This window comes from Calothrix sp. CCY 0018, from assembly GCF_963920925.1.
GTDB lineage: Bacteria > Cyanobacteriota > Cyanobacteriia > Cyanobacteriales > Nostocaceae > Rivularia.
Map to the genome: position 1 here is coordinate 46,768 of NZ_CAWUDI010000051.1, position 9,618 is coordinate 56,385.

5 protein-coding genes are annotated in these 9,618 nt (G+C 37.4%); 4 read left to right on the plus strand and 1 reads right to left on the minus strand.

Annotation, left to right across the window (positions count from 1 at the left end; translation table 11 throughout):
• Positions 1-21 precede the first annotated feature (21 nt).
• The 3 genes from ACM03V_RS28535 to ACM03V_RS28545 all read left to right on the plus strand — a co-directional run bounded on the left by ACM03V_RS28535 (position 22) and on the right by ACM03V_RS28545 (position 3,329).
• Positions 22-1,968, plus strand: coding sequence for a CHASE2 domain-containing protein (locus ACM03V_RS28535; RefSeq protein ID WP_414624184.1), 1,947 nt, complete (start codon positions 22-24; stop codon positions 1,966-1,968).
• Between the two features lie 82 nt (positions 1,969-2,050).
• Complete coding sequence (locus ACM03V_RS28540; protein WP_414624185.1) at positions 2,051-2,812, plus strand: DUF928 domain-containing protein; 762 nt, start codon at positions 2,051-2,053, stop codon at positions 2,810-2,812.
• Positions 2,813-3,134: 322 nt separating this feature from the next.
• A complete protein-coding gene (locus ACM03V_RS28545; RefSeq protein ID WP_414624188.1) occupies positions 3,135-3,329 on the plus strand; it encodes an HNH endonuclease in 195 nt (64 codons plus the stop codon).
• Positions 3,330-3,510: 181 nt separating this feature from the next.
• On the opposite strand, the gene ACM03V_RS28550 is transcribed toward ACM03V_RS28545, so the two are convergent.
• Positions 3,511-6,330, minus strand: coding sequence for a DUF2225 domain-containing protein (locus ACM03V_RS28550; RefSeq protein WP_414624186.1), 2,820 nt, complete (start codon positions 6,328-6,330; stop codon positions 3,511-3,513).
• A gap of 395 nt (positions 6,331-6,725) precedes the next feature.
• On the opposite strand from ACM03V_RS28550, the gene ACM03V_RS28555 reads away from it, so the two are divergent.
• Positions 6,726-9,618: filamentous hemagglutinin N-terminal domain-containing protein (locus tag ACM03V_RS28555; protein WP_414624187.1), on the plus strand; the 2,893-nt coding region annotated here is incomplete at its 3' end.

Consider the following 9,618-nt stretch of genomic DNA (forward strand, 5'->3'; position numbering starts at 1 on the left):
TTCAGATAAGGCTAATCAAAGATGTTGCAAAAAATTGTCCATAGAATTAAACATGAAATACCGATTTGGCGTGGTGCAGCACTTCCTGGAATAGCACTTATTCTGATTGTTATATTTATTCGTTTGAATGGTTCGCTACAGGTTTTAGAATGGATGCTGCTTGATACTTTTTTAAAAATGCGTCCCTCAGAACCTGTAGATAAAGAAGTTGTGATTATTGGCATTAATGAAACTGATATTAAAGAAATAGGGAAATATCCAATACCAGATAGAGAGATTGCAACGCTAATTGAAAAAATACAGAGTTACAAACCTATAGCAATTGGTCTCGATCTTTTTAAAGATATACCAGTAGAGCCTGGTAGTAAAGAATTACGTCAAGTATTTAAAAACAATAAAAATATCATTGGAATTGAAAAACTTTTAAACCCCGGTAAAATTTCTCCACCTCCTAATTTATCTACAGAACAAGTTGGGTTTGTAGATATTATTTCAGATAAGGATGGTAAGTATAGACGTTATTTACTAGCAACTCCTAATCCTGACAATGTACAAGAACACAAGTCTTCCTTATCTTTACGTTTAGCAGAAGCGTATTTATTGGCTAAAAAAAATATTACTATAGACAATGGGAAACATAACCCTAAAGCTATGCGATTTGGTTCTACAGAACTTCCTCTTTTCGATTCAAATTCTGGGGGATATGTAAATACAGATAGTGGGGGAATCCGAATTTTAATGAATTTTCGTAACGGGAAACAAAGATTTCGGGTTTTATCACTTGACGATATCAAAACGGATCAAGTTAACCCAGCTTGGCTGCAAGATAAAATAGTTCTAATTGGGATGACTGCTACAAGCGCTGGAGACTTTTTCAATACTTCTGCAATTTCTGATTTAGAACTTAATGGAGAAATTTATGGAGTTGAATATCATGCTCATGCTACCAGCCAAATTATTCATGCAGTTATCAATGGACGACCATTGTTAAAAACTTGGTCAGATAATTGGGAATACCTGTGGATAGTTACTTGGGGTTTTTCTTCTATTGTAATTGGTAGATTGACGCAATCGGGATGGAAGAATTTATTCGCTGTTGGTGCTATTACTATTTGTTTAGTTGGAGTAAGTTATTTATTATTTATCTGCTGGGGGTGGTGGATTCCTGTTGCACCAGTTTTATTAATTTTAGTCATTAACGGTGTTGGACTGAGTGCTTTTACTTTTTATCGTCACGATCAAGCTCTGAAATTTCAAATAAAGGAACGAGAACGCACTATTGAACATACGTTTACTATAATTCATAACGGTCCTTTACAAACGTTAGCTGATGCTTTGAGTTATCTACGCACCCAAGAACTGCCACAAGAAAAACTTATCTTACAACTTGAAAGACTCAACCATGAAATTCGAGATATTGGTGAGTTTATGAAAACACAAGCTCTGAGTGATAAACATATTTTGCGTTTGGGAAGCGGTTTAATTCTTGATTTAAAAAATCCTATTAACGAACTTTTTTATGAAGTATATACCAGCACTCTGCAAAGAAAAGATTTTAAATATTTAAGTGCTATTAGAGCCAGAACTCGCTGTTTTGAGCCAATAGATGATAAATATTTGAATATTGAAGACAAGCGAGAACTCTGTCATTTTCTAGAAGAATCCTTATGTAATGTAGGAAAACACGCTCTTGGGGCTAAACGAATCCAAGTCATTGGGAAAATTCACGATGAATGCTATAGTTTGAGCGTGAAAGATAATGGATGCGGTATAGATTCATTTTCTGAAAGCAAGGGTACAAAACAATGTAAAGATTTAGCTCAAAGATTACATGGTACTTTTAAACGAGAGTCTGTATCCCCTAAAGGTACTTTATGCGAACTAACTTGGTGCTTGAAAAAGCATAAAAAAAATCATCTGCAAATTAACTCTGTTTATAAAATTGTGTTAAGCAAATTGGGAATGTGACTTTTTCCCAATGTAATTGTTTTTATCTTTTTGTGTAAAACCAAAATAAATCTAGTAATCGGTTGATATTATGATGCATCTAATGTCTCGGATACAAGTTGAATTAATTAATCGTAGATTGTTGAGTGGGTTCTTGCTCGGTTCATTAGTATTTGTACCCACGGTAGCTTTAGCAAAGTATTCACCTGTGGATCCAAATCCTCCTAGAGAAAGTTCTAGGGCTGGAGGTTCTAGAGGTTGTCCAGGTGGAGAAAAAGCACCTTTAACTGTTCTGCTTGCTCCGCATACATTTGTGGGAAAAACCGCTTCTGTACGTCCTACTTTAGCCTGGTTTGCATCCAAACCGGAAGAAACGGACGTTCACATTTATAAGTTAGTTAGCAATGGCAAGCTTGAGACTGTTGCGATAGAAAAACCTCAAACCAGAGCGGGGATAAATAAATTCAAGCTTCCACAAGGTAAAACCTTAACACCAGGTAAGCAATATTTATGGCAGGTATCAGTTAAATGTACTGATGGCAGCTATTCTATGCAAAAAGCGGAATTCGAGGTGGTTCAAAAGCCACAGGCATTAGAAGCACAACTATCTAATGTTACAAACAGCAGCCAAAGAGCAAGTATATATGCTGAAAACGAGTTATGGTATGAAGCTTTAGAGGAAACTCCGAAGATTTCTCGTCAAGGTCAATCAGGAAAAGTCAATTCAGACCTGATCGAAGAACTAATTTTAGTTTACAAGAATGAATTAAAAAATGAAGTTGCTCCCGATAAAAGACAGGATATTGAAAAACAAATTCGTAATTTACAAGTTGTTTTAGGCAAAAACATTAGTCTTGAAAAGTAGCGAAATGGTGATTAGTAAGTAGTAGTCCTTTTTCTTAATTTTGCAGGTTCGGGCTAATGCGTTAACGCACTACCCGTCATAATAAATCTACTATTCACTACTTACCATTTCGTCTCGTTTCCAGTCTCCAGGCTGGGAACGTATTTAGGTTATTGGACTTGAAAAACAAAAAACGTTTTCCAATTCCCAATGCCCCATGCCCCATGCCCCATACCCAATTCCCAATAGACATCGCAGGAATTGAAAATACCCCTCTCCAAACCTCTCCCCCACCGGGAGAGAGGCTTAAAATGCAACAAGAGCCAAACTCCTGAAGCAACAGATTGGAAAGTGTACCTATTGTCGCCATAACTTTATGGATGGAGACTTGCTAGAAATAGACCACAAAGTCCCTAAAAGTCTGGGAGGGAAAGACTCCCTGACTAACAAACAATTACTCCATCGCCATTGTCACGACACAAAGACTGCAAATGATGGCAGTCGGACTGGTTCCATTGTCAAGGAAGCGGTTAAATGAGGAGCGGAATGAAGCGAAAGTTTCACGTTCCGTTCTGGAGAGCAGCGGCTCTCGTAAGGGAGTCGCTGACTTTAATCCTCTGCTTGGGTGAGGAAACTCCTCCAAGCAAGTCGAGTCGCGGAAAGAGGAAACCCTCCTAAGTAATTCTTGGAATCACCGTGGCTTTAGTCCGGTGAGAATGTCAAAGCCAATTACCAATCATAATAAAAGGCGACCAATAATAGGGTTTCTTATATTCTTCTTGTATATCGGATATTTTGTTAGGATTGCGAATCAATGCGATTTGAGCTTGTTGCAAAGCTTGTGCTTTACTTTTTCCTTGACGTAAATTTTGATAAAACTCTTTGACTAAAATTGATGTCGATTGGTCATTTACTGACCATAAGGAAGCTAAAGCGCTTCTAACTCCTGATTGTAAAGCAATACCAGCTAAACCCAGGGTAGCACGATCGTCTCCTGCTGCGGTTTGACAAGCACTTAATGTTAATAGGTCAATTTCGTTGGGATTACTACTAAATTTTCTTAAGGATTTTTCTAAGTCACTAATAGTTAGTGGATTATTATCACCTAAAACTAAAAATGTATCTTCGGGGATAATTCCAAATTGCGCGTGAGTTGCAATGTGAATAATTGGGTAATCAGTTTTTTGCGGTTTCTCATTTGAGTCAGCTAAGCTAAAGTCTTGATAATTAAGTACTTTGTAACTAGAAAATAGCTCTTGAAGCGCTTTTATTTCTTTATTTACATATTCTAAAGCTGGATATTCTTTTTCATCTATTGTCGCTTTTTCACTAAAACCGAATAGCATAGCGCGATTAGTTTTTCCTTTAGCTGCTTTTGGTGCTGTTAAGTTTAAACTTGGTGTTGTGGCGATCGCATATTTTTCAATTAGGTATCGATCTTGATTTTTGTCTATTAAAGCTGACATGGGAATGCTACGAAACAATCCATCTTGAACAAAAACCAGCGTGTCGATCAAGTCTTGGTTTAAGTAACCTTTTTCTTCAAAAGGTCGAATTATCCATTCATAAAAGTTTTCAGCTTGTGCATATACTTTTTTAGCTTCGTCTGAATCTTCTGCGCGAAATGTGTGTTGTTTTATTAACTCCTCAAGAAAGGTTCTTATTTCTGATTCTAATTTTTCACGAGTAATTATTTGATTGTTTGTTTGTTTAATCCACTCAATATGTTGCGAATTATCCGGTAGGCTAAGTAGTATTGCAGCTTTGTTTTCTAGAATGATAGAGCTAAATACAGCAGTTTTACCTTCTTCCCCTCCAACTAATTCGTCAACTTTTTGCGGTGTAATCAGTGCTGAAATACAATCATTCCCAAAATAGTTTTGTAATTCTGCTAATCTCAGGGAATCAATGATATTGCGAGCGGTATCTAATTCTTGAACCTGTTGATTTTTATCGGCTTGTTTACTTGCTTTTTGATTTAAACTAACTTTCGGATTCGCTTTTTCTAGCTTCAAGGATGCTAATTTACGGTATAAAGGTTGAATTACATCGCGGAAATCTAACTGCAAGTCTCTATCTGCTGTAATAATATCAGCGCGGATTTTTTCTAATGTTTGAAAAGCTGCTTCGTAAGCTGCTATCGCATCTGATTCTTTCCCCCTTTTTTCTAAAAGTCTTGCTTGTTGCCATTCCCATAAATACAGGCTATCGTTAGCTTGCAGCTTGTAGTCAGCAGCTAATATTGCTTTTCTAGTTAATTCTAAAGCTTGGCTATAGTTATTTTCACATTCATAAAAATGTCCTGCTGCTCCTAAAGCAAAAGACTGGGCACGAGAATTTTTAATATTATTACTAATTTTGATCGCTTTATTTAGTAATCCGACAACTTCTTCATCAGGTAATTGTCGCTTTTTTGGACATTGAGTGAATGGTGAAGTAACACTATCATCGGCAGATAGATTAGCTAACTCAATTGCTGCATATGCTTTTTGTGGAGAGTCGGGTAATCGATCCAGAAGTGATAAAGCTTGTGTTTTATTCTCTGCATTTGCTCTCTCAGAAGTTTGATAATTTTCGTCTGGGGATAATTTTAATTTCTGAATGCGAGAATTAACTTGAATTAAATTGATCAGCGCTTTCATTTGAGCGGATTTATTATTTTGCGTGACTGCTATTCCGTAACTTTTTTGAAAATTTTTCTGAGCATTCTGATAATAACTATCAGCTTTTACTGCAATGTTGTTGAACTTTGGCAATCCGCTTTCTTTAGCAGAATCTGCATAAAAAGTCCAAAGTTGTGCTTTACCTAAATATACGTTACCCAAACTATTTGATATTTTTTGTAAAGACAAATCATCTACACCAATTTTTTCAGCATAATTTAGATATTTATTTGCTAAATTATATTTTGCTAACAGACGATAAGCTTCCGCAATACTTCCTAATCCTGCGACTTCTCCCTTAATATCGTTTTGAGCGCGAGATATTTCTAAAGCACTTGAGGGCAAACAATTTGATTTACGTTTAATTTTGTAAATATTTATTTTATCTTCCTCTATTTCTGATTCTTCTTCACCGCATAAAATTTCGATCGCCTTTTTATATTGTCCGGAATTACTATATGCTTGCCCAAGCTCTGCGAGCGCTCTTCCTTTTTCGCGGGAGTTTTCAGTTTGTTGATATAAATTTACTGCTGCATTCCAGTATTTAATATTTTGTTCCAAATCGCCCAGTTTTTCAAATGCATTAGCCAAATTTCCGCTAACAATCGCTTGCTCTGGAAACTGCTTGTTTTTTTGATATATATTTAAAGCTGTTTCCCACTCTTGTACTGCTTCTCTATATTTCCCTTCATCATAATATTTAATCCCTTTCTCTACTAATTGGCTAGCATTCCGATCCTGTGCTTTGGCAACCGTACCAAACCCTAATTGATTGGTGGCAATCGAAACATGAGTTAGACATAAGCTAAGTATAAAACTCACTACAAAAAAGGCTGCCAAGATTCGACTTTTTCTGACTGGGTATTGCTTTGACATGATTTAATTCAACTTTTTTATATTTTATTTACAATGCTTTTTTTGTTACTAACAAACATTAAATCTTTAATTATTTTTTCATATTACTAAACATAAGAAACATTAATATAGTTAATTCAATAAATAAGTAGTATCGTATTAACAATGTACAGTATTTTTGGTTGATTATTCTTAATAAAACGGTAAGAGAATGCGCGAGAAAAACTGTAGAGATGCGATATAACGTGTCTCTACTAGTTTGCAGGGATAAGCGAACCAGTAATAAGAAATGAAAAGCACCATTATTCGCTAGGTAAAGTATTTTAGATTAGAAAATTTTGTTAATTTATTTGTAGATTAAGACGGCTTTAAATTTTGATTGCTCGGAAATATTTTTGAAGCATAAGGGGAATGAAATGAAAAATATTGGCTCTAACAGCTTGTGGAAATTATATACAAAGATTTTTATCGGATTTTTAGGCGCAGGCATAACATCAATAAATCCCTGTTTTGCACAAAGTAATAGCAATATTGTACCGGATAACACGTTAGGAACAGAAGCATCACGAATTAACAATAATATAAATGTAAATGATATCCCCAGCACCCTGATAGAAGGTGGAGCAGAGCGCGGTCAAAATTTATTCCATAGTTTGCAGGAATTAAATGTCAGCGAAGGGAGAGGAGCTTATTTTATAGTTCCTAATGATGCGATTCAAAATGTTTTAACAAGGGTAACGGGAAATAATCTTTCTGAAATTTTAGGGACTTTAGGAATTCGTCAGCGAGATGGTAGTAATTTTGTTCGTAATCAAGCAAATCTGTTTTTAATTAATCCCAACGGAATTATTTTTGGAGAAAATGCCACTTTAGATGTAAATGGTTCGTTTGTGGGGACAACTGCTAATGCAATTAAATTTGGTGAGCAAGGATTTTTTAGTGCGACAAATCCCCAAGCACCACCTTTATTAACGGTGAATCCTGATGCGTTGTTGTTTAATCAAATTAATCAAAATGCTGCGATTCAAAATAGTTCATTTGCATCAACAGGAGTAAGAGATCCAGCAGGTTTTAACGTATTCGGTTTGCGGGTTCCCGATGGTAAAAGTTTGCTGCTCTTAGGTGGTGATGTCAGCATGGATGGTGGGGAGTTAAATGCTTATGGTGGGAGAGTTGAGTTGGGAGGATTAGCAGCACCTGGAACTGTAGCGCTAGATATAAACGGTGATGATTTTCAATTGGGATTTCCCGAAAATGTGACTCGTGGGGATGTATCGCTGACCAACAATGCGAATGTTGAGATGTTTACAGGAGGTAGTATTGCTGTTAATGCGAGAAATTTAAACATATTGGACAGTGCTATTGTCTCAAGAGTAATATCTGGGGGAGTAGACAGTAAGGCTGGGAATATTGAAATTAATACAACAGATACAACTACAATTGACGGGACAACTGCAACTAACTTTAGCGGTATAGCCAGTGGTCTAGTCGGTAGCTCTGGAAGCGCAGGAGATATTACCATTAAGACAGGTTCTCTTGACGTTATTAATGGTGTGATTGGTTCTCTTACTAATGGAGAAGGTAATGCAGGAAATGTCACTATCATCGCCAAAGATAAAGTTTCACTAACTAACGGCGGAATAACTAGTCTCGTCGCCTCTTCAGATCGGGGAAACGGAGCTGATGTTAGCATCCAGGCACGAGAAATATCGCTTGCTGAGAGCGCGATAATTACAAATTCTTTAGGCAAAGGTAGTTCTGGAAATATCAAAATCAAGGCTGATGATTCTGTATTTTTAAGTGGAGGTTCTGTAATTTCATCTGAGACTTTTGGACAAGGCAATGCAGGAAGTATTGATATTGAAGCTGGCGGTTTAGTTTCTTTTGACGGAGTTGGAAGGAACAACCGTGTTAGTCGAGTATCCAGTCAGGTGAATCCTTTAATAGTACCAGCACCAGAATTTACAGGAGAACGCATTGGAGGCGATATAAATATTAAAACTGGATCTTTATTAATGAGGGATGCCAACCTTGAAACCTCAACTTTTGGAATTGGAGATGCAGGGAATGTGACGGTAAATGCATTTGATGCCGTTTCCCTTACAAATGGCAATATTTTCAGCACGGTGGGAGCTGGGGGTGTGGGTAAAGGGGGAAATATTACCATTGACTCAAAAACACTTAACTTAGGTTCGGGTGCTGAACTTCAAGCCTCAACTAGTGGAATTGGGAATGCGGGAAATGTGAAAGTTACTGCAACAGATACTGTTTCTCTTATAGACGCGAACATCCTCAGCACAGTAGAAGCAGGAGGTGAAGGTCAGGGTGGCAATATTGATATTAATGCAGCAACACTTTCACTTACTGATAGCGCTCAACTAATAACTATTACTCGTGAAGCATCCGATCAACCACCAGGTAAAGGGAATGCTGGTAATGTAAATGTGAAAGTTACTGTGTTGGTTGATATTGCCGGAGAGAAAAACGAGATTCCTAGTGGGATTTTTAGCTATGTTGACACAGGAAGAGTTGGCAATGGGGGTAATATTACCATAGATTCGGGTTCCTTCTCATTACGAGATGGCGCTCGACTTCGAGCTTCAACTTATGGAATTGGCAATGCAGGGAATGTTCAGGTGACAACAACAGATGCTGTTTCGCTTGCAGGCAATGCTCTCATTCTCAGCACGGTGGAAGCAGGGGGCGTGGGTCAGGGTGGCGATATTGATATTAATGCGGTAACTCTATCACTCACTGATGGCGCTCAACTGCTAACTCTTACTCGTGGTGCATCTGATACTGATACCCAACCAGCAGGACAAGGGGATGCTGGTAATGTTCAGGTGAAAGTTAGTGGAGCGGTTGATATTGCTGGAGAGAAAAACGGTTTTTATAGTGGGATTTATAGCGTTGCAGATACGGGGACAGTTGGCGATGCAGGTAATATTACTATCGATTCTGGTTCTTTCTCATTACGAGATGGCGCTCTTATAAATGCACGTACTAAAACTGACGGTCAAGGTGGCGATGTGATTGTTAATACAGATATTTTTGAAGCGTTCAACGGAGGACAACTGATTGCTATTACGTCAGGCAATGGAAGTGCAGGTAAAATTACTGTTAATGCTAGTGAGAAAACAACTATTAGTGGTAGCGACCCTAATTACGACAATCGACTAGCTCAACTTCCCGATTACGTTGCAATTATTGGCGCTAACAGTGGCTTGTTTGTTAATTCTTCGGGTTTAGGCAACACAGGCAATATCGAAATCAACTCCCCCGAAATCACTTTAGATAACCTTGGTAAAT

Excerpts from the sequence above, each read along its gene's own strand:
- ACM03V_RS28535 (WP_414624184.1), top strand. The coding sequence starts at position 22 with ATGTTGCAAAAAATTGTCCATAGAATTAAACATGAAATACCGATTTGG.
- ACM03V_RS28540 (WP_414624185.1), top strand. The coding sequence starts at position 2,051 with ATGTCTCGGATACAAGTTGAATTAATTAATCGTAGATTGTTGAGTGGG.
- ACM03V_RS28550 (WP_414624186.1), bottom strand. The coding sequence starts at position 6,330 with ATGTCAAAGCAATACCCAGTCAGAAAAAGTCGAATCTTGGCAGCCTTT.